Origin of the sequence: Hymenobacter jeollabukensis, assembly GCF_005771675.1 — a bacterium.
In the GTDB taxonomy this organism is placed as follows: Bacteria; Bacteroidota; Bacteroidia; order Cytophagales; family Hymenobacteraceae; genus Solirubrum; species Solirubrum jeollabukense.
This window is the reverse complement of the sequence record NZ_VAJM01000001.1, coordinates 125229-146900: the sequence shown is the minus strand read 5'-3', so window position 1 is coordinate 146900 and position 21672 is coordinate 125229. Positions and strand designations below refer to the sequence as shown.

The following is a 21672-nucleotide window of genomic DNA, read 5'->3' as shown; positions in this document are numbered from 1 at the left end:
GGCCTATTCTAATCTGGACTGCCATGTTTGGTCATATTTTCAAGTTCGAGCTGCGCTTTCGGTTTACGCAGCCGAGCACCTACCTGTACTTCGGCGTCTTCGCGCTGTTCGGCTTTTTGTCGCAGACCGTCGACGACTTCGGCTTCGGCTCGGCCAAGATTCACGTCAACTCGCCCGACGCGCTGGCCACGTTGCACACCATTGCCTCCATCCTGGGCATGTTCGTGACGGCCGCCATCCTGGGCACGCCCATCTACCGCGACGACAAGGACGGCATGACCGGGCTGCTCTACACCACGCCGCTGGGCAAAACGGGCTACCTGGCCGGGCGCTTCCTGGGCTCCTTGCTGGCCATCTGGTTGATCATGACGGGCATTTCCGTGGGGGCCCTGCTGGGCATGCTCATGCCCTGGGTGGAGGCCTCCAAGCTGGGGCCGGTGCAGCCACTGGCCCTGCTGGTGCCGCTGGTAGGCGCGGCCTGGACCAATGCCTGGTTTGCCGGCTGCATCTTTTTCGCCGCCTACCTCGTGTTCCGCTCCCCGCTGGTGGTGTACCTGGGCGGGGTGGTGCTGTTCGTGCTCTACCAGGTATCGTTCGTCTTTATCGATAAAATCAGCTCCGACCACCTGTTTTCCCTGCTCGACCCCTTCGGCCTCACCGCCAAGGCTACCGACACCAAGTACTGGACCATTGCCGAGCGCAACACCCGCCTGTTCAACTACCTCGGCGGGGAGCTGATCCAGAACCGCCTGCTCTGGAGCGGGGTAGGGCTGGGGCTGCTGCTGGCCGGCTGCGCCTACTTCCGGCTGGGCCTGCCCCGCGTCCGGCAGAAAAAGCAGGCAGCCGAAGCCGCCCCGCTGGCCGTGGCGGCCGGCGCCGGGCTGCGCCGTTCCCCCCAGGACTTCGGCGGCGGGCTGGGCTGGTGGCAGCTGCGGCGCCTCACGCGGGTGCAGCTGCTGAACGTCATCAACGCCTGGCCGTTCCGGGCGCTGGCCTTGCTGGGCGTGATTTATATTCTCTTCAACGCCTACTACACCTACCAGGACCCGCGCGGCATCCAGATGCCGGTAACCTACCTGATCCTGAACCTGGTCAACGACAACTTCACGCTCTTCTTCCTGATCATCACCACCATCTACGCCGGCGAGCTGGTGTGGCGCGAGCGGGACGTGCGCCTGCAACTGGTGTTCGATGCCTTGCCCTACGCCACCTGGTTGCCCTTCGTGAGCAAGGTCCTGGCCTTGCTGGGCGTGCAGCTGCTGCTGAGTCTGGTGCTGAGCCTGGTGGGTCTGGGCATTCAGCTCTACCGCGCCCCCGAGCTGGTGGAGCCGCTCTTGTACCTCAAGAACTTCCTGCTGCAAGCCGCCAACCTTGCCGTGCTCTGCACCCTGGCCGTGGTGGTGCAGACGGTAGTCAACCAGAAGTACGTGGGCCACGCGCTGATGATGGTGTACTACGGCGTGGTCTTCCTGCTGGCCGACGCGCTGGGGCTGCACCACGTGCTGCTCAAGTTCGGCGCGGGCATCACCTACACGTATTCCGACATGAACGGCTACGGGCATATGGTGGCCCCGCTGCTGGCCCTGAATCTGTACTACCTGGCCGGCATCCTGCTGCTGGCGTTGCTGGCCGCCCTGCTCTGGGTGCGCGGCAACGACACCAGCCTGCCGAGCCGCGCCCGGCTGTTCGGGCAGCGCCTGCGCACCCCCGGCGTGCGGCCCGCCCTGGCCCTGGCCCTGCTGGTGCTGCTGACGGCCGGCGGCTGGGTGTTCTACAACACCAACGTGCTCAACGAGTACGTGACGCCCAAAGACCTCGAAGCCCGGCAGGCCGACACCGAGCGGCAGTACAAGCGCTACGCCCGCCTGCTGCAGCCTAAAATCGTGGCCATCGATATGGCGGCCGACCTGTACCCCACGGCCAGCCCCCGCGGCTACCGGATGCGCGGCACCTTCACCCTGCGCAACAAGGAAGCCCGCCCCATCGACACGCTGCTCATCAACTACGACCCCAGCCGCAGCGTGACCAGTAAGCTCAGCCTGAGCCGCCCCGCCCAAGTGCTGCGCGACGACCCGACCAGCGGCGTGCGGCTTTATCGGTTGAATCAGCCGCTGGCGCCGAATGACTCGCTGGATTTGCGCTTCGACGTGGGCTACCGGGCCGCGGGCTTCACCTCCCGCCTGAAAGGCTCCGGCGTGTTCGACTGGGCCAACATCTCGCCCGAAGACCGACTCACCGCCAACGGCACCTTCCTCAGCGACGCCGGCCTGCGCATCGGCTACCAGGTGGGCGGCGAGCTGGAGGATGACAACGTGCGCCAGCGCAACGGCCTCAAGCCCAAGGACCGCGCCCTGGCCCTGAACGACCCGCGCGGCCGCCGCATCGCCGATTTCGGCCCCGACGCCGACTACATCCGCTACCAGGCCACCATCAGCACCGACCCGGACCAGATTGCCGTGACGCCGGGCTACCTGCAGCGGGAGTGGACCCAGGATGGCCGCCGCTACTTCCAGTACCGGATGGACCAGCCCATGATGCCCATGACCGGCATCCTCTCGGCCCGCTACCAGGTGCACCGCGAAACCTGGCAGCCCCAGGAAGGCGGTCAGCCCGTGGCCATCGAAATCTACTACGACCCGCACCACCCCTACAACGTGCGTCGCATGGCCCAGGCCCTGCGCGACGCGCTGCCGTATTACTCGGCCGCCTTCGGGCCCTACCAGTACCGGCAGATCCGCATCCTGGAGTTTCCGCGCTACAAGAGTTTCGCCCAGAGTCAGCCCAACACGGTGCCCTTCTCCGAGGCCGCCGGCTTTATCGACGACCCGCGGGATACGAACGCGCCCGACTACACCTACTTCATCACCAACCACGAGTTGGGCCACCAGTGGTGGGGCCACCAAGTGTGCGGGGCCAACGTGCAGGGCAGCAGCATGCTCATCGAGTCATTGGCCGAATACTCGGCCCTGATGACCTGCAAGCACCGCTTCACGCCCACCCAGATGCAGCAGGTGATGCGCCGGGAGCTGGACCAGTACCTGCGCGGCCGCCGGCAGGAGAGGAAGAAGGAAATGCCGCTGATGCTGGTCGAAAGCCAGCCCTACATCCACTACTACAAGGGCGGCATGGTGTTTTACGCCCTGCAGGACTTCATCGGGGAGCAGAAGCTGAACAAGGCCCTCGGCGACTTTGCCGCCGCTAACCGCTACAAAACCGACCCGTACCCCAACTCGGCCGACCTGATGGCCTACATCCGCCGCGAAACGCCCGACTCCCTGCAGTACCTGATCCGGGACATGTTCGAGACCATCACGCTTTACAAGAACGAGCTGAAAACCGCCACCTACACCCCCCGCCCCGACGGCCGGTTCGATGTGAGCCTGACCATCAAAGCCGAAAAACTCCGCGCCGACAGTCTGGGCAACGAAGCCCCCACGCCCCTGGTCGGCGACTACGTGGACGTGGGCGTGTTCGGCCCCGATAAGTCGGCCGGTGAGGCCTGGGACGTGCGCGGCAAGGCCCTGGTGCTGCGCAAGGTGAAGCTCACCCAGCCCGAAACCACCCTGCACTTCGTAGTGGCCGAAAAGCCCGCCAAAGCCGGCGTCGACCCCTTTCAGAAGCTCATCGACCGGTATTACTACGACAACGTGAAGCCTCTGCAGGAGGAAAAGCCGGCCGCCAAGCCGGTGGCCGTGCGCTAAACTGCCCGGCCTGCCCTTATGCTGCCCAACCTCCCAACTTCGGAAGATCTTCCGCCATGACTATTACCCGTTTCCTCCGCGCGCTGCTGCTCGGCGCACTGCTGCTGGCCGCGCCCGTCCACAGCCAAGCCCAGACGGCCGCTCCGGCCGGGCCCTTCGCCGGCCTGGTGGCCCAGAAAACCGCCCGCCTGACCGTCTATGCCACGCCCGGCCACGAGGCCCGCGCCCGGCAGATGGCCGAGCTTTGCACCCGGGCCATTGGATACCTCGAGCAGCCCGCGCTGCTAGGCTTCGCCCCGCGCGTGACGCTGCTGGTGCTCGGCCCGGCCGACTGGAAAAAGTACGCCCGCATCCAGGCCTACGGCATGCCCCACACCGTGGGCGACACCATACTCGTAGTAGCGGCCGAAGACAACGCCATGTGGCGCGGCAGCGTACCCCCGGCCAAGCAACTGTCGCCGGCCCAGGCCCGGCAGGTGCAGCAGGTATACCGCACCGCCGACGGGTCGGTATCCATGATGAAGTTTTTCGACCTGACGGCCGTGCACGAGCTGGGGCACGCCTTTTACCGGCAAGCCCGGCTAGGGCGGCCGCGCTACTGGCTGGAGGAGCTGTTTGCCAACATGTTGCTGCACACCTTCGTGGCTACGCAGGAGCCCGCGCTGCTGCCCGCCCTGGAGCTGTTTCCGCAGGTGGTCGTCGATGGCACCGACCTTAAAACCCTGGGCTACACCTCCCTAGCCGACTTCGAGCAGCAGTACGAAAGCATGCCCAGCACCAAGCCGTTGAACTACGGCTGGTACCAATGCCGGCTGCACCGCGCGGCGGCCCGCATTTACGGCCAGCAGGGCGCCACGGCCTTGCCGGCCCTCTGGCGGGCCTTGCGCCAGAACACCGCCACCTACGACGATGCGCAGCTGGCCGCGTTTCTGCAGACGCGGGTGGGGGCGGAAGTAGCGCGGGTCCAAACCGGCTGGTAGGCCCCGCGCACGAAAAAGCCGGCCCCACGGGAGTGGGGCCGGCTTTTTTACGGAATTGCCGGAACAGGCGCCGCGGCTTAGCCGCAGTAGTCGCTGTACTCTTCGTCGAGCGAGTCGATGCGCAGGGAGAAGTTCAGCGTGCGGGCGGCCCAGAGGCCCAGGCTTCCCAGGCCACCCAGTAGCAACAGCGTCGAAACGGCGGTGGTCTTTTTCATTGTCTATGTTGTATGTTGGTGAATGTCATGTTCTTGCTGCAAAGATACTACGCAAATGTTACATAATTGTTAGGCATGCATCATTGTTTGCCTTTGAACGATGGGAAAGGGAGGTCATGTCGAGCTGGTCGAGACGTCCCGCGTGCTGACGCCGGATAGTAAAATCCTCGTTCAACGAGAAGAATTATTTGGGCCGTCAGCCCGCGGGATTGGTTGACGCCGTCCGTCAGGGCCTTGGGAAGCTCGACCTGACGTTGTTAATGGGCGCTCCGGTTGCTATCAAAACAGCGCTATCTGCTGGCCCGGCGTGGGCTGTCGGTGCCGCTGCTCCAGCTCCAGCAGGCGCTGCTTGCGCCAGAGGCCGCCGGCGTAGCCCGTCAGCTTGCCGTCGGCGCCGATGACGCGGTGGCAGGGAATGACGATGGCAATGCGGTTCTGCCCGTTGGCGGCGGCCACGGCGCGCACGGCTTCGGGCTTTTTCAGGGCCAGGGCCTGCTGTCCGTAGCTGCGGGTGTGACCATACGGAATCTGCCGCAGCACCTGCCACACCTGCTGCTGAAACGCCGAGCCGGGCGTGATGAGCGGCACCGAAAACTCCTGCCGGGCGCCGGCAAAGTATTCGGTGAGCTGGGCGCGCAGCTGCCGCAGGTGGGCATTGTCGCGCTCCACCACGCGGGCGTTGAAGCGCTGGGCGAGGTCCTGTAGCTCCGTTTGCAGCTCCCGCCGCTCAAAAAACTCCAGCAGGCACACGCCCTCGGCGGTGGCGCCGGCCATCATCGGGCCCAGCGGCGTTTCCAGCCGAATCAGCTCCAGCACGTGCGGCGCGTGGTCGGCGGCAGCGGTACCGGGCAGGGGCCAGGGCCAGTCCGACGCGGGGCTGGCGGGCTCGGCGGGGCGGTCGAAGCGAAGTTCGAACTGGCTGGGGGCGGGCTGGGAGTGGGGCATGGGTGAGAGGCAAGGTTGCGGAGCAGGAAGATAGGGGCGTTGCCCGCAATTACGGCTCCGGGCTACTGCCGGCTGTCACCGCGACCTTTGCCGCAACGGAAGCCGGGTTACCGGCTCGGTTTCCCCGGCGCTGCCCCAGCCTGCTGGGCCTTCACGCTTTCGGCCACTTCCACCAGTGGGGCCACCCAGATGTCCCGCTCGTGGGCCTTGAGGTAGCGCAGCAGCTGGCGGTGGGCGTTGGCGTCGACGTTGAGCGAATGGCCGCCGCCCACGCCGTGAAACAGAAACACCAGCAGCGTGTGCGTCTGCTGGGCCTGCCGGACCAGGTCCAGCATGTACTCGGCCGACTGCCCGTTGATGGAGTAGCAGGCCACGTTCGTGAGGTCGACCTGGGCGGCGGTGGGCAGCCCCTTGGTCACGCCGCGGGCGGCCACGAAGTCGCCCCGCAGCGGCTCGTAGAAATCGACGCCGCCGATGGTTCGGTCGCCGCAGGGGTAGGCGAAGGTGCGGCGCGTGCGGCCGTCGATGGCGCTGAGCAGCGTGTTGGTCGCCCGGATTTCGCTGACGGCCCGCGCCACGGTGTACTTGCTCAGGTCGGTTTCAGGCGTGACGAACGAGCGGCCGGGCAGCGTGCCGTCGCAGGGGTGCATGAGGGCGTGGTTGCCCAGCTCGTGGCCTTTTTGAGCCGCCCGGCGCCATTCCGGCAGGCGCTTGGCCACCACCGGCGACGAGCCGATGAGGTAGAACGTGCCGCGCAGCTTCAGCGAGTCCAAGGCCGGAACGACGCGGTCCAGGTCGGCGTCGATGGCGTCGTCGTAGGTCAGCACCACGGCGCACTGCTTACCCTGCCAAGCGGTGGTTTGGGCGCAGACAGCGGCCGGGGCGGCGAGGAGTAGGGCCAGGAATAATCTGATCATAGCAGAAACGTGGGCGGCAGGGCGTGGGGCGCTGCGGCGGGTGGGTGGAAGGTCCAAGTTACGCTGCCTCGGCTACGAGCGGAAGTCGGCAGAAAGCGGAAACGACCGATAGGGTTTTCGGCCTGCCCGGCTCAGGCGGCCAGCAAAACTACCTTGGGCGAGTACAAAAACGACTCGTTTGCTGATACCTTTAGCTCATTATCTTACCGCTTCACTTTATGCCGGCTTTACCTCTCGCGCTGTGGCTGTCCCTGCTTGGCGGCCTGCTGGCCGGTTGCCACCGTCCGCCCGCGGCTCAGCATCAGTTTACGGCTTCCACGTTGGCAGGGCCCGCCGCCACGGCCCGGCCCGAAATGGTGTTTTTGTCCTTCAAGGCCACGGCCGTTGCCAACGGACCGGCCACAATTACCCTGCTCAAGAGCACCGTGGCCGCCGGAGCCCCGAAGGCGGCCCCCGCGGGCGCCAGCGAAATGCCGGATTACCTGACCATAGCCCAGCTCGGGGCTAGCCGGGAAGTGCTCAGCTCAACCGCGGTGGAGCACCCGCTGCGCCGGGCCGTGGAAACCGCCGGGGCCGAGGGCCAGTTGCGGCGCCAGGAAGTGAGCCTGCCCGAAGCCGAGTTTTTTGTGCGCATGACGTTGGCCGCAACGACCAAAACCGTGCGCGTGGAGGAATTTGTCAACCGCCGGTCGGTGAAAACCACTGACTTCACTTTACCAGCTCGCCCATGAAAACACGCTACTCCCTTTTCGTGCTCTTTTGCCTGCTGCTCAGCCGGGCAGCCTTCGGCCAGACCTTCCCGGTGGATACGCTGGTGAAAACCGGCCCGCTCAACCAGCGCATCAACCTAGTTTTCCTCAGCGACGGGTACCAGACGGCCCAGCTGCCGCAGTTCCTCAGCGACGTGCGCGGGGTGGTAACGGGCATGTTTGCCCAGTCGCCCTTCCGCGAGTACCAGGGCTACTTCAACGTGTTTGCCGTGCAGGTGCCCTCGGTGGATGCCGGGGCCAAGCACCCGCGCACGGCCGCCGACTGCAGCGCCCTGCCGCTGGCCACGCCCAACAACTACTTCGGCAGCAGCTTCGACCAGGGCGGCATTCACCGGCTGCTGGTGCCCACGCGCAGCAGTGCCGTGGCCAGCGTGCTGGCGGCCAACTTCCCGCTCTACGACCAGGCCTTCGTGCTCGTCAACTCCACCGAGTACGGGGGCTCGGGCGGGGCGCTGGCTACCTCGTCGGTCAACGTCAGCGCCCGCGAAATCAGCATCCACGAAATCGGGCACTCGTTTGCTTCGCTGATCGACGAGTACTGGGCCGGGGCCAGCTACGCCCGCGAAGGCCTGAACATGACCGCCCAGACCAACCCCACGCTGGTGCGCTGGGCGCCCTGGGTGGGCACCAACGGCGTGGGCGTGTATCCGCACGCCGAAAGCCCGACCTGGCAGCGTCCGCACCAGAACTGCAAGATGCGCTTCCTGGGCGTAGCGTTCTGCGACGTGTGCCGTCAGGCTTTCGTGGAGCGCATTCACACGCTGGTGAGGCCGGTGCAGGGCTTCAGCCCGGCCGCCGCCACCATCAGCAACCCCACGGCCGCCGTGCCCTTCGCCCTGACGCTGCTGGCGCCCGCCCCGAACACCCTGCGCGTAACCTGGCAGCGCGACGGGGCCCTGCTGGCCCGTAATACCAGCCAGGTGACGGTGCCGCTGACGGCCTTGAACACCGGCACGCACACCATCCGGGCCGAGGTGACGGACACCACCGCCATGACGCGCGCCAGCACCCACCTCAGCCAGCACACCTACGTGACGCAGTGGACCGTGACCAACACCGCCACCGGTACCCACCTGCAGGCCAGTACCTTTGAGTACCAGCTCGAAACTTACCCCAACCCGGTAACCGACGCGCTGAACCTGAGCTACAAGCTCAGCCGCCCGGCCCCGGTGACGGTAACCGTGCTCGACGAAACCGGCCGCCGTCTGCGCACCCTGGTGCAGGAGCCGGCTGCCGCTGCGGGCACGCACCAGTGGCGCTTTACGGCCGCCGAGCTGGGCCTGCGCCGCCCCGGCAGCTACCGACTGCTGCTCGACATCGACGGGGCCCGCATCAGCCGGCAGCTCGTGAAAGAGTAACGGACACCGGTCCGCTAAGCAAACGGCCCGCCCCGGTAGTTCCGGGGCGGGCCGTTTGCCGTTTCTTACTTCACCTCGGACACCTCCACGCGGCGGTTGCGGGCGTCGGGCGAGGGGTAGAGGGGGCGAGCGTCGCCGTAGCCGATGGTGCTTAGGCGCGTGGCGTCGATGCCGGCCTTGATCAAGTACGCCTTCACGGCTTCGGCGCGCTGCTCACTCAGCACCAGGTTTTTCTGCGGCTCGCCCACGCGGTCGGTGTGGCCGGCAATCTGCAGGCGCAGCGCGGGCCGCTGGTGCAGCTCGGCGGCCAGCTGGTTCAGGGCCGGCAGGCCGTCGGCCAGCAGCTCGGCGGTGCCCAGCTTGAAGAGTACCGTGGGCAGGGCCACGGGCTGCTCCGTGACTATGGGCGGCGCGGGCGTGGGAGCCGGGGTGGGCCTGCGGTGGGCAGTATCGAGCGGAGGCAGGGGCGGCTGGGCCGTGGGGCGGGTGGCGGCTACCGGGGGCGCGGTGGGTTTGGGGGCGGCTGGTTTCGGGGCGGGCGCAGTGCCGCCGACTTTCACCGTGATGGGCACCACGGCGCTTTCGCGGGTGGGGTAGTAGCCCTGGGTGATGTAGAAAGTGGTGGTTTTGCTGAGCCTGGTGCGGTACTCGTTGCCGCTGGCCAGGGGCTGCTTCAGCTCGGCATCGGCGTACCAGCGCACCGCGCGGCCCGATACGCGAAGGGTGGTGGCGGTAGCGGCCGGCACCGTGGCGGCCGATTTCAGCTTGACGCGGTAGAGCGTGAAGTTACCGTGGTTGCAGGTGCCGACGGGGTCGTAGGTGGCGCGGCCGGTCAGCTTCTCCTCCTGCGCGTCGTAGCTGAAGGTGATGAGGCCCTCGCACCAGTAGCTGCCGGGGGTGCGGCCGGTTTCGTTGAGCTTGCGCACCTGGTCGAGGCGCAGGCCGGTAGCGGTGCGGGAGGCCAGCACCTGAAACGTGACGGTGACGCCCGGCCGGCCGCCGGCCTCCTGGTAGAGCACCCCGAACAGACTGCTGCCCTTCCCGCTCTGGATGCGCATCAGGGCCGGCCAGGTGGAGCCCGGCTCGTCGGTGTCCGTTTCGACGCCCTGCCAGATGCCGGCCAGGGACGGGGCTTGCTGCGCCTGGGCCGGCGCGGCCAGCAGCAGGGCGGCCAGACTCGCAAAGCCGCCGAAATAACGCAGGGATGGGGAAAGCCGGGTAGGTTTCATAGACTAGCTGCCCCAACGTCGGCGGCGGGCCCAAAGTGCGCGCGCAGCTACTGGGACACCGAAATATCGGCGGCAAACGGCCTGGGCGCAAGTCGGCCCCGCGGCTAGTGGCCGGCGCGGCTTTCTTCGTCGGCGCTGCCGCGGGTGCGGCTGTTGTGGGTGCGGCCGCTGCCGAGCTTGCAGGTGAAGGTGAGCGAGAGGCGCCGGCTTTCCCACTGGTTGTTCCAGCTCATGCGGATGTTGTTGTAATCCATGGTGCTGCGGAAGCGGCTGGTGCCGAATACGTCGCTCAGGCGCAGGCCCAGCGTGACCCGCTCGTGCCAGAGCTGCTTTTTGGCGCCCAGCGTGAGGTTGGCGTAGCTGCGGGTGTAGAACAGCCCCTGCACGCTGGGCGAGCCGTAGCTGCCGCTCACCAGCACCTGGTAGCCGCGCGGCAGCCGGATGGTGTGGTTCGATGAGGCCGACAGGGAAAACCGCCGCAGCTGCACGGGGCTGCCTTCCAGGCGTGAGGTGACGGCGTTGTAGCTGCCTTCCAGCTCGTTGTCCATGCCCCAGGCCGGGCTCACGTCGGTGTGTCCGCCCGAGGTGAGCGTGAGTGTCAGGGCCCGGTCCAGGTTCTGGCGCACGGTGGTCGTGACCTTGGTCTGGTCGTTCTGGTAGGCTACCTGGCTGACCACGTTGGTTTCGAGCAGGTAGCTCAAACTCAGCACCTGAAAGTTGCGGTGGGTGTAATTCAGCACCAGGGAGCGGGCCAGCGACGGAGCCAGAAACGGATTGCCCTGCAGGGCGGTGTAGGCGTCGGTGTAGGTCACGAAGGGGTTCAGGCTCTGGTACGAAGGCCGGCTAATGCGCCGCCCGCCCGACAAACCCAGCTGGTCGTTGTCACCGAGCTTGTAGCTGGCAAACACCGTGGGGAAGAGCTGGAAGTAGTTGCGCGCCACGCGCTGGCCGGTGCTGGCCGAAGCGCCCACCGCGTGCGTATGCTCGCCGCGCAGACCGGCTTTCAGCTCCAGGCCGCCCCAGGTGGTGCTCAGCGTGGCGTAGCCGGCCGTAATGGTTTCGTCGTAGCGGAACCGGTCGGTGCGCTGCGGGTCCCGGCGCCACTGTTCGTCCAGCAGCTGCTCGAAGTCGAGGAAGCTGCGGGTGGTGACCCAGCTGGCCTTGGCGCCGGCTTCGGCCCGCCAGCTGCTGCCGGCCACGGGGTGTACGTAGTCGGTTTTGAGGGCCCGGATGACGACGTCGGCGCCCTGGTCGCTGCGCTGCTGCCCGCTGAGCGCGCCCTCGGTGGCGGGCGTGCTGCTCGTTACCTGGTAGCTCTGGTCCATGCGGCTGCGGTACTGAATCAGGTCGGCGTCGGCGGTCAGCTCGCGGCCGGCGCTGTCGAGGGCGAGGCGATAGTTCAGGTTCAGGGCCCGGTCGCGGCTGCGGCTGGTGGAAGGGTTGTGGAGCGACACGGTGCCGGCCACCCGGCCGTCGGGCGCCGTGGCCACCGAGCTGCCCGTCGACAGCGCCGTGGTGTGGTCGAGGGCGCCGCGCACCTGCCCGCCCAGCGTTTGGCGCGGGCTCAGCGGCACCTCGGCCCCGGCGGCGTAGTTCAGGCCGTTGTAGACCGGGTGCCAGTACTTCTGCTGGGCAAAAACGGTGTCGCGGATCTGGCGGCGGATATCGAGGTTGTTGAAGGAGTTGGAGTGCGTCAGATCAACCCGCCCGAAGGTGCGCACCCGGCCCGCGTTGTAGGCCAGGTTCACGCCGCCCGAGCCTTTTTCGTAGCGCCCGTAGCCGCCGCTGGCGGTGGCCGTGCCCGTGAGGCCCGGCCGCGGGCTGCGCTGGGTGCGCAGGTTGATGACGCCCGCCGTACCGGCCGCGTCGAGCGAGGCGGGCGGGTTGGGCAGCAGCTCGATCTGGCTGATGGCTGAGGCGGGCAGGGACTTGAGGTAGTTGCTGAGCGCGGCTCCGCTCATGTAGGTCTGCTTGCCGTCGATGAGCACCAGTACGCTGCCGCTGCCGCGGTACTGCACCTGGTCGTCCTTGTCGAGGGTCACGCCGGGAGCCCGGCGTAGCAGCTCCAGGGCGTTGTCGCCGGCGGAGTTGAGGCGGTCCACGTTCACCACGGTGCGGTCGGCGTGCTGCTCCAGCACCGGCGGGCGGCCTTCCACCACCACTTCGCTCAGGGCCGTGGTGGCGCTGGGCAGGCGCAGGGCGGGCAGGGCGAGCGGCTGCGTGCTTACCGAAAAGCCGTAGCGCTGCGGCCGGTAGCCCAGCAGCAGGGCCTTCAGGCAGTAGGGCCCGGCCGTCACCCGCTCGAAGGTGAAAGCGCCCCGCGCGTCGGCCGTCTGTACGCTGCTTACGGCCGAGTCGGGCAGGTGCAGTAGCACGGCGGTGGCGAAGGGCAGGGGCTGGCCGGCGGCATCCTGCAAGGCGCCGCGCACCGGCACCTGGGCCCGCGCGGCCGAACTCAGCACCGCGCTCAGGGCCAGGGCAGTGAGGGAAAGAAGGCTAAGCCGGAGAACGAGTAGGCGTTGGCACATGACGGAACGGGGCTGGTGCGGTTGGACGGCTCAAAAGTCCCCGGCCCGGCGCCGCGCCGAAAAAAGATTATCCCACCGGCCCCGAACGAGGGGTAACTCCGCCGGCCGGAGTTTGACCCCGTTGACCCGCCCGCTCGGCCCACTGCCCCGGCCAAATCGGCCACTGGCGTAAAAAATGCCGTGGATTTCGGCCCGGCCGGTAGCTTTGGGCTTCGCCGTTTTGCTGCGCCATGCCCCCGTTCACCCCCAAATCTGCCCTGCGCTGGCACGTGCTGCTGTGGCTGGCCTACGTCGGCTACGTGCTGCTCGGCGACTGGCTGCTGTTCGAGCCCAAGCCGGGCGGCAGCACCCTGACCACCAAGCTGTGGCTGCAAGCGTCTTTCCTGACTGCGCGCATGGTGGCCTTTTATTGCTGCTACCTGCTGGTGTACCCACGCTGGCTGCACCCGGGGCGCCTGCCCCGGCTGGCGCTGGGTTTGCTCGGGGCCGTGCTGCTGTTTGCCGGCACCCGGGCGCTGCTCGAAGAAGCCCTGTACCCGGCCGTGCTCGGTTTTCGCAACTACGGCGCCGAAACCACCGCCTGGTTTTACCTGCTCGACAACACCTACTACGCGGTGCTGCCGCTGGCGCTGAGTGCCATGGCGTGGACAACTGAAACCACCCTGCGCCGCGAGCGGGAAACCCGCCAGCTCACCGCGGAAAAGCGCGCCGCCGAGGCCGCCTTCCTCAAAACGCAGATCAACCCGCACTTCCTCTACAACACGCTCAACATGCTCTTCGGCCGGGCCTACGCGGCGGACAAAGAGCTGGCTGGCGCCCTGCTGAAGCTGTCGGAGCTGATGCGCTACATGCTGCGCGACACGCCCGACGGCCGCGTGGACCTGCAGGAGGAAATCGACTACCTGGAAAACTTCCTGGCCCTGCACCGCCTGCGCTTTTCGGGCCGCCTCAACGCCGAGCTGAGCGTGGAGGGCGACCCGGCGGGCCACCGCGTGGCTCCGCTGCTGCTGATTCCTTTCGTCGAAAACGCCTTTAAGCACGGCGTGCTCGACGACCCCGCCGCGCCCGTACGCCTGCACCTGCGCCTGCAGCCCGGCCGGGTGGAATTCACCGCCACCAACCGCCGCCACGACTACCAAACCGACGCCACCAGCGGCATCGGTCTGGGTAACCTGCGCCGCCGCCTGCAGCTGCTTTATGCTGGCCGCCACGAGCTGCAGGCCGGGCCCGACGGTGCGGAATTTCGGGCGCACCTGCTCCTGCACGACGAAGCTGCCCGGGTTACGCCGGTGCCCGCCGCGCTGGCGGCAGCCCACCCACTGGCGCCGGCGTCCGTCAGCGCGTAGCTTTACCGCCCTATGATTCGCTGCGTAGTTATCGACGACGAGCCGCCGGCCCTGGCCATCCTGGCCGACTACATCGGGCAGGTGCCGTTTCTGGCCCTGGCCGGCACCACCACCGACCCCATTGAGGGGCTGACCTGGGTGCAGCAGGGCCGCGCCGACCTCGTCTTCCTCGACATCCAGATGCCGCGCCTGACCGGCCTGCAGTTTCTGCGCCTGGCCGGGCCGCGCTGCCGCGTGGTGCTCACCACCGCTTACCCCGAGTACGCCCTCGACGGCTTCGAAAACGACGTGGTGGACTATCTGCTCAAGCCCATCAGCTTCGAGCGGTTTCTGAAAGCGGCCCAGAAAGCCCTGGCCTTATTGGCCCCGGTGTCCGCGACGGCCCCGGAGCCGCCGCCAGTTCCGGCCGCCGGGGCGGCCACGTCCGCAGCCAACTACCTGTTCGTGAAGGGCGACGCCAAAAACAAGTTCGTGCGGGTCGATTACGCCGATATCCGCTACGTGGAGGGGCTCAACAACTACGTGCTGCTCCACCTGCCCGCGGAGCGCATCATCACCTACCAGACGCTCAAGGAACTGGCCGATACGCTGCCGCAGCCGCCGTTTCTGCGCGTGCACAAGTCCTTTATCGTGTCACTGGACCACGTGCAGGCCATCGACGGCAACACGCTCTACGTGCACGACAAGTTGATTCCCGTCAGCGACACTTACCGCGACGCGCTCTACCAGCTTGTGCGCGGCGGGCGGGGCGGGCGGTAGTTCGGGTGGGCCCGCCTCCGTAGCCGCCAGATACCTGGGGCGTGCTGCTAGCCCAGGTAGGCCATGTCCTCGGCGCTGAGCCGGATTTCGGCGGCGGCCAGGTTTTCGCGCAGGTGGGCCAATGACGAGGTACCCGGGATGGGCAGCAGCCAGGGCGAATGGTGCAGCAGCCAGGCAATGTTGATCTGGGCGGGCGTGGCCTCGTGCCGGCGCGCCACTTCGGCTACCCGGTCGAGCTGCTTGGGCAGGGCGTGCAGCAGCGAGAAGAACGGTATCAGCGGCAGCTGGTGCTGCTCGCAGAGGTGGAGCACTTCCTCGCCGCCGGGGTTGGCGCCGTGGGGCAGCTGCACGGTGGTGCGCTGGGCGTAGCTGAACATGTTCTCGACGGTGGCAATGGGGCCAAGCTTCAGCCCGGCCTCCAGTTCCTCAGGCGTCACGTTGCTCAGGCCCACGTGCAGGATTTTGCCCTGCTGCTGCAGCTCAAACATGGCGCCGAGCTGCTCGTCGAGCGGCACCGGGCCGTGGCCAATCAGGCGCAGATGCACCAGCTGCACCTGCTCCTGGCCGAGGGTGCGCAGGTTGTTGTCGATGCTCTGGCGCAGCTGCTCGGGGCGGTTGAAAGGTATCCAGCTTTTGTCGGGGCGGCGGGTGGCGCCCACTTTGGTGCAGATAACCAGGTCGTCGCGGTAGGGGTAGAGGGCTTCGCGGATGAGGCGGTTCGTCACGTCCTCGCCGTAGTAGTCGGCCGTGTCGAGGAAGTTGACGCCCGCTTCCACGGCGGTGCGCAGGATCTGCAGGGCTTCGGCGCGGTTGGTGGGCTCCCCCCAGATGTCGGGGCCGGTGAGGCGCATGGTGCCGTAGCCGAGGCGTGACACGGTGAGCGGCTGGGCCGAATTGGGGGCGATGGTGATGGTTGCGGGCATGGGCGGCTGATAAAGCAGATGGGAGCTAATACCAACTACGCGCCTTTTTGTTCGCGCAGCACCTGCTCTAAAAACGCTTGGGGGTTGGTGAGGAAGCGTACCGCGCTGGACTCCTTGATCGACGGATAAACCGCGGCCAGATTGGGCTGCATCAACTGGCCGCGGGTGTCGAGCACCAGCAGGTCGTATTGCTCGCAAATTCCGAGCATGGGCAGGAGGAAGGCGGCCGCTGTATTGATGTCGCGCAGATCGGTTCGGAACTGAAATTTATCTATCGTCTGCGCGTTTGGCCGAACGGAAATCCAGCAGTCATGGTCCTGTTGGTTTTCTTCCTTGCCTTTCCAGGACCAGTTCTCCTGGCTCGACCAAGCAGCCCGCTGGATCAACTGGTCGATCCGGGCGGCAATAGGTGCGACGGCCACGCCGAGGCCCTCCCACCAGTCGGTGGTGTACGCATCGTCAATGACGGGTTTGGGCGGCGAGTCAGCCGAGGGTAGCGCGTTCCAATACTGTTTCCAGCCCTCGTGGTCGATGAAGAGCTGGGAGGGGACGTGGCCGCAGCGGCGCCGGATTCCGGCGGCGGGAAGGGCCGTTAAGCGGTATTGCCAGATAGCCATAGGGACACGCAAGACAGGCGGCGGGCCCGAAGGAGCGGCAGCTTGCTACTCGCCCCGGGCCTGGCGCTGGATGCGCTTTTCCCAGCGTTTGCGCTTGGGCGCGATGGAGCCGCGCAGGTACTTCTCCATCACCAGCACGGCGCAGGGGGCGGCAGCTTCGGCCCCGAAGCCGGCGTTTTCGAGGTACACGGCCACGGCAATTCGGGGCTTGTCGGCCGGGGCGAAGCCGACGAAGGCGGCGTGGTCGTCGCCCTCGTCGTTTTGCACGGTGCCGGTTTTGCCCGCCACGCTGATGCCCACGTCGGCGAGGCTGGACGAGGCGGCGGTGCCGCTGCGCATCACGGCCTGCATGCCCGGCACGAGGGCGGCGAAGTGCACGCTGTCGACCAGGGTATGGTGCTTCTGCAGAAAGCGGGGCAGCGGGCCGCCGGTGCCGATGCCGCGCACGAGGTGGGGGGCATAGTACCAGCCGCGGTTGGCAATGATGGCGGCGAGGTTGGCCATCTGCAGGCCGGTGAGGTTGATTTCGCCCTGGCCCAGGCTCAGGGAGTAGATGGAGCGGTAAGTCCAGGCGCGGGTGCGGCGGGCCTTGTCGTAATAAGCGGGCGTGGGCAGGAAGCCGGGGGCTTCGCGGGGCAGGTCGACGCCCAATTGCGCGTCGAGGCCGAAGGAGCGGGCGTAGCGGCGCCACTGGGCTAGGGTGGCGTGGCGGGCGGCCACGGTGTCGCCCGCCAGGGTGTCGGGCACGCAGTCGATGAGGCTCTGCATCACCCGGTAGAAGTAGGGGTTGCAGCTGTACTTGAGGCCGGCGGTGAGGTTGTGGGCCGGGCGGTGGGGGTGCACGCAGCTCACCAGGGACTGGTCGCAGGGAAAGGCGCTGGCGGGGGTAATGGCTTCGAGCTGCAGGGCAATGGCGGCGTTGATCAGCTTGAACACCGAGCCGGGTGGGTTGGCCAGCATGCCGGGGCGGTTGAGCAGGGGCATGTCCTCGCTTTCCAGCAGCTCAGCGCGCAGCCCGGCCTTGTCGGGGGCGGTGATGGTGGCGGCCGGGTACACCGGCGCCGACACGTAGGCCAGGATTTCGCCGGTCTTGGGGTCGAGGGCCACGAGGTAGCCGCGGCGGTTGCCGAGCAGCTTTTCGGCGTAGGTCTGCAGCTTCGCGTCGATGGTCAGGTGCAGGTCCTGGCCTTGCTGGAAGAGGGTGTCCTTGGCCCAGCTGCCGTGCTGGCGGCCTTGCTGGTCGAGCAGGGGGTGCTGGTAGCCGCGGTGGCCGCTGAGCAGGCCGTTGTAGTAGCTTTCCACGCCGCCGTTGCGCAGGCGGTAGAAGCGCCCGCGCTGGGTGCGCCGGGTCTGGCCGAGGAAGGGCTGAGCTTCGGCGTACAGGTAGCCGAGCAGCGGCGCGCCGGCGGGGGTGGTGTAGGCGCGACGCGGGCGCTCGGTGAGGGTGAGCCTGGGCACGGTGCGGCTGCTGTCCTGGCGCACCCGCTCGGCTTCGCTCTTGGTCAGGCTGAGCTGCACGGGGTAGGCGGAGCCGCGGCGGTCGGCGGGTACGGCTTCCTGCAGGCGCTGGCGCACGGTGGTGGAGTCCCAGCCGAGCAGCGCGCCGAGCTTGAGGGTATCGAGCAGGCGCGGGAGCTTCAGCAGGTATTGGGGGCGGGTGACTACCAGCACCGAGTCGTAGCGGTCGAGGATGCGGCCGCGCTGGGGCAGCTCGGGCAGCACCACGCGGCGGGCGGTGTAGCGCACGCGCACGTCGCCGAGGCCGGCGCTGGGGGCACCGCTGGGCTGGTCGGGGGAGGAGCAGGCAGCGAGACCTAGAAATAGTGCCAACAGGCCCTGTTTACAACGATTGGTAGCCGTGCGCATACCGGCAAAGCTAGGCAATTGGCGGACGGCGGGGGCGGGCGGTTCGGTGAACGGGGCGGGATTGTCGCTGAACCTCATGCCCGGGCCGTGGTGGCCCGCAGCAGGCTGGTTGTCGGGGAGCGGATGGGTATGCATTGGGCGGGCGGGCGGGCGGGCCTGCACCGCCCAGGCGGCGACCGGGCGGCGACCGGGCGGCCGGCTTGGGGCCGGCTGCCCGGTGCAGAACCCGGGCGGTATCGGGCGGCTTCTACTCGGTAGGGGCCACTCGGCGGGTGCCTAGCTGGGCCAGCAAGCCCAGCACCGGCCCCAGGGCCAGCACCAGGAACAGGTTGTGCGTGGGTACGCGGTCCGCCAGCCAGCTGGTGAGCTGAATGCTGGCCACGGTGAGGGCGAAGCCCAGGCAGTTGACGATGGTCAGGGCGGTGGCGCGGGCGGTGGCCGGGGCGTGCTGGGCCACCAGGCTGGAAAACATGGGCGAATCGGCCACCACCACCAGGCCCCAGCCCCACAGAAACGCCAGCAGCCCCGGCGCCGGCGCCCCGCGCAGCACCAGCGGCGACACCAGGCAGCACAGCCCCGACAGGGCCAGGGCCGTGAGGGCCAGCGTGCGGGGTGCTACCACCCGCGAGAGCAGCCCGCTGCCTACGCAGGCCACGGCGCCCGAACCGATCAGCAGAAACGACCAGCCCGCCACGGCCAGCGGGGCGCCGGGATGGGCGCGGTTGTAGGTGGTTAGTATCAGCGGAACGAAGGTCCAGAAGGTGTACAGCTCCCACATGTGGCCGAAGTAGCCGAAGGCCGCCGCCCGGAAGCCGGGCCGCCGGAAGCTGCTCAGAAACGCCGTGGGCCGCAGGCGCTGCCCGGGGCGGCGGTAGGGGCCGTCGGGCACCAGCCGCTGCATGGCCAGGCCGCCCAGTACCGCCAGCGCCGAGGTGGCCCAGGGCACGAGTCGCCACGGCAGCTGCAGCGCGCCGCTCTTCAGCAGGTGTGGGAAAGCGGTGCCGAGCACCAGTGCCCCCACCAGGAAGCCCAGCCACTTGCCCAGCCCGGCGGGGGCGTAGTCGGCGGCTATTTTCATGCCCACGGGGTAGATGCCGGCCAGGAAAAAGCCCGTCAGGAAGCGGCAGGCGAGCAGGCCGCCCGCGTCGAGGCCGGGCAGGAGCAGGCCGAGGTTGCAGGCGGCCGCGGCCAGGGCGCTGAGGCAGAACACCCGGGAGGGCGAAAACCGGTCGGCCACCGCCAGCAGGGCAAAGGTGAGCGTGCCGCTGATGAAGCCCAGCTGCACGGCGCTGGTCAGGTGGGCCACGAAGGCGGCGGGCTGGTGGAGCATGGCCGCCAGATCGGCCGCAATGGCGTTGCCGGCAAACCAGAGGGAGGTGCAGAAAAACTGGGCCAGCACGATGACGGGCAAGGTGCGGGGCGCGGGGGAAGGGGTGGCCCGGGGCATGGGTGGGAGCGGGGAGAGGTCGGGCCGCGAAGATGCACGGGCTGGCGGGATTGTGCGGGCGCCATGGGCGAATTCACCTGCTACCTCAAGCTGCGGAGCAAGGCTAGAGCCGGTGCCCCCCTCCGCTGAGAAGGGTGGGTCTAGCCGTTAGGCTTACTGCTTCCGCAATGCGCGCCGGCTCAGAATCCGAAGGCCAGCGCCCCGCCGTCGACGCTGAAGTCCTGGCCGGTGATGTAGCTGGCGCCCGGCCCGGCCAGGAAGCACACCAGGGCCGACAGCTCCTCGGGGCGGCCGAAGCGGTGCAGGGGCATGCGCCGCAGGATTTTCTGGCGGCGGTCCGCGTCCATCACCTGCTGGCTCATCTCCGACGGGAACCAGCCCGGCGACACGGCATTGACCAGCACGTTATCGGCGCTCCACTCCACGGCCAGGCCCCGGGTGATGCCCAGCACCGCCGACTTGCTGGAGCTGTAGGGCACCACTTCGGCAAAGCCCAGGTAGGAGGCCATCGAGGCCACGTTGATGATGCGGCCGATGTGGGGGGACTGGCGCAGGTAGGGGAAGGCGGCGCGGCAGCAGCGGAACACGCTGGTCACGTTCACCGCGTGAATGGCTTCCCACTCGGCCGTGGTCAGCGCTTCGGCCCGCTTGCGCTGGGTGATGCCGGCATTGTTCACCAGCACGTCGATGCCCCCGCCGGCGCCGATATCGTCGAACACGCGCTGCACGGCGGCTTCGTCGGTTACGTCGAGGGGTAGGAAGGTGACATTCGAGGGCACCGGGCCGGGGTGCTCCACCTTGATGCGGCCGGAGCGGCTCAGGGCGAAGACCTCGGCGCCGCACTCGGCCAGCGTCAGGGCCTGATCGAGGCCCAGGCCGCTGGAGGCGCCGGTGACGATGACGCGCTTGCCGGCCAGGGAAAACAGCGCGCGGAGCTTGTGGTCGGGGTTGGGCTGCATGGGGCGGGGCTAGATTTCGGTGAGCACGGCGTCCTTGAAGCCGAAGCCCCAGCCCGGCCGGTCGTGGGGGCGGGCCAGGCCGTTGACGATCTGCAGGGGGTGGTCGATGAGCGGGTCAATCCAGTCGAACGACTCGGCGCCGGCCCCGTTCGGGATGGTGCAGAGCAGCGGAATGTCGTAGTCCTTGTAGTAGTGGGGCAGCACCGGGATGTTGAAGGCGCCGGCCAGAGCGGCGCTGTTGCGCCAGGCTTCCACCCCGCCGAGGCGCAGGATGTCGGGCTGCCAGATGTCGATGGCGTTGCGCAGCAGCAGCTCGCGCAGGGGCAGGGTGGAGTATTCCCGCTCGCCCATGGCCAGCGAGATGCCGGCCTGGTTGCGCAAGAGCGCGTAGCCCTGGAAGTCGTCGTGCGGGATGGGCTCCTCGAACCACTGGATGTGCAGCTCGCGGGCGGCGCGGGCCAGGGCCAGGGCGTTGGGCACGGTCATGCCCTGGTTGGCGTCCATCATGATGCCGATGTCATTGCCCACGGCCTCGCGCACCAGCCGCAGCCGCTCCAGGTCCTCGCGCCAGTCGGGCTTGCCGACTTTGATCTTGACGGCCCGGAAGCCCCGGGCCTTGTAGCCGCTGACTTCGGCAATGAGCTCCTCCACGGAGTAGGAAATCCAGCCGCCGCTGCCGTAGATGGGCACTTCGGTGCGGGAGGTGCCGAGGATTCGCCAGATGGGCTGGCCCAGAATTTTGCCCCAGGCGTCCCACATGGCCATGTTGTAGGCGGCCTGGGCCCAGCGGTTGATGCCTTCCTGGCCGAAGTACTCGTTGGCGTGGTTGAGCCGCTCGAACACCGCCACCGTCTCCGATACCTCGGCCCCGCGCACCAGCTCGCCCACGTCCTGCAGGGCCCCGGCAATGGCGCGGGGGCTGTACTGGAAGCTGAGCAGATAAGACTCGCCCACCACGCCGGTTTCGGTGGTGATACGCAGCACCAGGAAGGATATTTCCGTCAGGGTGTGGGTGGCGTCGGCAATGGGCTGGGCCAGCTGGGCCTTGGCGGTATACACGCCGTAGCTCTGGATGCGGTTCATGCAGGGGAGGTAGGGTGGAAGCGGAGCCG

General features: G+C 67.7%; 17 protein-coding genes. 6 read left to right on the top strand and 11 right to left on the bottom strand.

Annotated elements, in window-relative coordinates; all coding sequences use genetic code 11:
• Nucleotides 1-23 precede the first annotated feature (23 nt).
• Together FDY95_RS00660 and FDY95_RS00655 are read left to right on the top strand one after the other, a co-directional pair.
• A complete protein-coding gene (locus FDY95_RS00660; protein ID WP_138074797.1) occupies nucleotides 24-3701 on the top strand; it encodes an ABC transporter permease/M1 family aminopeptidase in 3678 nt (1225 codons plus the stop codon).
• A gap of 56 nt (nucleotides 3702-3757) precedes the next feature.
• Nucleotides 3758-4681: a hypothetical protein gene (locus FDY95_RS00655; RefSeq protein WP_138074796.1), complete on the top strand. Its 924-nt coding sequence runs from the start codon at nucleotides 3758-3760 to the stop codon at nucleotides 4679-4681.
• A 77-nt stretch (nucleotides 4682-4758) separates the two neighbouring features.
• On the opposite strand, the gene FDY95_RS26185 is transcribed toward FDY95_RS00655, so the two are convergent.
• The 3 genes from FDY95_RS26185 to FDY95_RS00645 form a co-directional block, all read right to left on the bottom strand.
• Complete coding sequence (locus tag FDY95_RS26185; protein ID WP_171025467.1) at nucleotides 4759-4896, bottom strand: hypothetical protein; 138 nt, start codon at nucleotides 4894-4896, stop codon at nucleotides 4759-4761.
• A gap of 279 nt (nucleotides 4897-5175) precedes the next feature.
• Complete coding sequence (locus tag FDY95_RS27035) at nucleotides 5176-5841, bottom strand: methylated-DNA--[protein]-cysteine S-methyltransferase (RefSeq protein WP_138074795.1); 666 nt, start codon at nucleotides 5839-5841, stop codon at nucleotides 5176-5178.
• A 107-nt stretch (nucleotides 5842-5948) separates the two neighbouring features.
• Entirely contained in the window at nucleotides 5949-6758 is an 810-nt protein-coding gene (locus tag FDY95_RS00645) for a polysaccharide deacetylase family protein (protein ID WP_138074794.1), read from the bottom strand.
• A 218-nt stretch (nucleotides 6759-6976) separates the two neighbouring features.
• Between FDY95_RS00645 and FDY95_RS00640 the strand changes: the two genes are divergently transcribed.
• Both FDY95_RS00640 and FDY95_RS00635 read left to right on the top strand, forming a co-directional pair.
• Nucleotides 6977-7489: a hypothetical protein gene (locus FDY95_RS00640; protein WP_138074793.1), complete on the top strand. Its 513-nt coding sequence runs from the start codon at nucleotides 6977-6979 to the stop codon at nucleotides 7487-7489.
• The gene (locus tag FDY95_RS00635; protein WP_138074792.1) at nucleotides 7486-8886 is read left to right on the top strand and encodes a M64 family metallopeptidase; all 1401 of its coding nucleotides are present in this window, start codon (nucleotides 7486-7488) and stop codon (nucleotides 8884-8886) included. Before FDY95_RS00640 ends, FDY95_RS00635 begins: the two co-directional genes overlap by 4 nt.
• Nucleotides 8887-8951: 65 nt before the next feature.
• Here FDY95_RS00635 and FDY95_RS00630 read toward each other — a convergent pair whose 3' ends face one another.
• Together FDY95_RS00630 and FDY95_RS00625 are read right to left on the bottom strand one after the other, a co-directional pair.
• Nucleotides 8952-10115, bottom strand: a complete 1164-nt coding sequence (locus FDY95_RS00630; RefSeq protein ID WP_138074791.1) for an OmpA family protein — start codon at nucleotides 10113-10115, stop codon at nucleotides 8952-8954.
• Nucleotides 10116-10219: 104 nt separating this feature from the next.
• Nucleotides 10220-12643, bottom strand: a complete 2424-nt coding sequence (locus tag FDY95_RS00625) for an outer membrane beta-barrel protein (protein ID WP_138074790.1) — start codon at nucleotides 12641-12643, stop codon at nucleotides 10220-10222.
• Nucleotides 12644-12873: 230 nt separating this feature from the next.
• Between FDY95_RS00625 and FDY95_RS00620 the strand changes: the two genes are divergently transcribed.
• Nucleotides 12874-13989, top strand: a complete 1116-nt coding sequence (locus tag FDY95_RS00620) for a sensor histidine kinase (protein ID WP_138074789.1) — start codon at nucleotides 12874-12876, stop codon at nucleotides 13987-13989.
• Nucleotides 13990-14001: 12 nt separating this feature from the next.
• On the top strand, nucleotides 14002-14748 hold the full coding sequence (locus FDY95_RS00615) for a LytR/AlgR family response regulator transcription factor (RefSeq protein ID WP_138074788.1): 747 nt from the start codon (nucleotides 14002-14004) through the stop codon (nucleotides 14746-14748).
• Between the two features lie 47 nt (nucleotides 14749-14795).
• On the opposite strand, the gene FDY95_RS00610 is transcribed toward FDY95_RS00615, so the two are convergent.
• The 6 genes from FDY95_RS00610 to FDY95_RS00585 all read right to left on the bottom strand — a co-directional run bounded on the left by FDY95_RS00610 (nucleotide 14796) and on the right by FDY95_RS00585 (nucleotide 21643).
• Nucleotides 14796-15671 carry an aldo/keto reductase gene (locus tag FDY95_RS00610; RefSeq protein WP_138074787.1) on the bottom strand — a complete coding sequence of 292 codons (876 nt, stop codon included), beginning with the start codon at nucleotides 15669-15671 and terminating at the stop codon, nucleotides 14796-14798.
• A gap of 35 nt (nucleotides 15672-15706) precedes the next feature.
• Complete coding sequence (locus tag FDY95_RS00605; protein ID WP_138074786.1) at nucleotides 15707-16288, bottom strand: hypothetical protein; 582 nt, start codon at nucleotides 16286-16288, stop codon at nucleotides 15707-15709.
• A 45-nt stretch (nucleotides 16289-16333) separates the two neighbouring features.
• Nucleotides 16334-18154 carry a peptidoglycan D,D-transpeptidase FtsI family protein gene (locus FDY95_RS00600; protein ID WP_171025466.1) on the bottom strand — a complete coding sequence of 607 codons (1821 nt, stop codon included), beginning with the start codon at nucleotides 18152-18154 and terminating at the stop codon, nucleotides 16334-16336.
• A 247-nt stretch (nucleotides 18155-18401) separates the two neighbouring features.
• Nucleotides 18402-19601: an MFS transporter gene (locus FDY95_RS00595; protein WP_138074784.1), complete on the bottom strand. Its 1200-nt coding sequence runs from the start codon at nucleotides 19599-19601 to the stop codon at nucleotides 18402-18404.
• Nucleotides 19602-19780: 179 nt separating this feature from the next.
• Nucleotides 19781-20560: an SDR family NAD(P)-dependent oxidoreductase gene (locus FDY95_RS00590; protein ID WP_212744841.1), complete on the bottom strand. Its 780-nt coding sequence runs from the start codon at nucleotides 20558-20560 to the stop codon at nucleotides 19781-19783.
• Between the two features lie 9 nt (nucleotides 20561-20569).
• Nucleotides 20570-21643: a mandelate racemase/muconate lactonizing enzyme family protein gene (locus FDY95_RS00585; RefSeq protein WP_138074783.1), complete on the bottom strand. Its 1074-nt coding sequence runs from the start codon at nucleotides 21641-21643 to the stop codon at nucleotides 20570-20572.
• Nucleotides 21644-21672 lie beyond the last annotated feature (29 nt).

Bases quoted from the DNA above. Each gene is read 5' to 3' on its own strand.
- FDY95_RS00600 (WP_171025466.1), bottom strand. From the start codon at position 18,154: ATGCGCACGGCTACCAATCGTTGTAAACAGGGCCTGTTGGCACTATTT.
- FDY95_RS00615 (WP_138074788.1), top strand. From the start codon at position 14,002: ATGATTCGCTGCGTAGTTATCGACGACGAGCCGCCGGCCCTGGCCATC.
- FDY95_RS27035 (WP_138074795.1), bottom strand. From the start codon at position 5,841: ATGCCCCACTCCCAGCCCGCCCCCAGCCAGTTCGAACTTCGCTTCGAC.
- FDY95_RS00630 (WP_138074791.1), bottom strand. From the start codon at position 10,115: ATGAAACCTACCCGGCTTTCCCCATCCCTGCGTTATTTCGGCGGCTTT.
- FDY95_RS00595 (WP_138074784.1), bottom strand. From the start codon at position 19,601: ATGCCCCGGGCCACCCCTTCCCCCGCGCCCCGCACCTTGCCCGTCATC.
- FDY95_RS00640 (WP_138074793.1), top strand. From the start codon at position 6,977: ATGCCGGCTTTACCTCTCGCGCTGTGGCTGTCCCTGCTTGGCGGCCTG.
- FDY95_RS00635 (WP_138074792.1), top strand. From the start codon at position 7,486: ATGAAAACACGCTACTCCCTTTTCGTGCTCTTTTGCCTGCTGCTCAGC.
- FDY95_RS00660 (WP_138074797.1), top strand. From the start codon at position 24: ATGTTTGGTCATATTTTCAAGTTCGAGCTGCGCTTTCGGTTTACGCAG.
- FDY95_RS00605 (WP_138074786.1), bottom strand. From the start codon at position 16,288: ATGGCTATCTGGCAATACCGCTTAACGGCCCTTCCCGCCGCCGGAATC.
- FDY95_RS00590 (WP_212744841.1), bottom strand. From the start codon at position 20,560: ATGCAGCCCAACCCCGACCACAAGCTCCGCGCGCTGTTTTCCCTGGCC.
- FDY95_RS00620 (WP_138074789.1), top strand. From the start codon at position 12,874: ATGCCCCCGTTCACCCCCAAATCTGCCCTGCGCTGGCACGTGCTGCTG.
- FDY95_RS00655 (WP_138074796.1), top strand. From the start codon at position 3,758: ATGACTATTACCCGTTTCCTCCGCGCGCTGCTGCTCGGCGCACTGCTG.
- FDY95_RS00585 (WP_138074783.1), bottom strand. From the start codon at position 21,643: ATGAACCGCATCCAGAGCTACGGCGTGTATACCGCCAAGGCCCAGCTG.
- FDY95_RS00610 (WP_138074787.1), bottom strand. From the start codon at position 15,671: ATGCCCGCAACCATCACCATCGCCCCCAATTCGGCCCAGCCGCTCACC.
- FDY95_RS00625 (WP_138074790.1), bottom strand. From the start codon at position 12,643: ATGTGCCAACGCCTACTCGTTCTCCGGCTTAGCCTTCTTTCCCTCACT.
- FDY95_RS26185 (WP_171025467.1), bottom strand. From the start codon at position 4,896: ATGAAAAAGACCACCGCCGTTTCGACGCTGTTGCTACTGGGTGGCCTG.
- FDY95_RS00645 (WP_138074794.1), bottom strand. From the start codon at position 6,758: ATGATCAGATTATTCCTGGCCCTACTCCTCGCCGCCCCGGCCGCTGTC.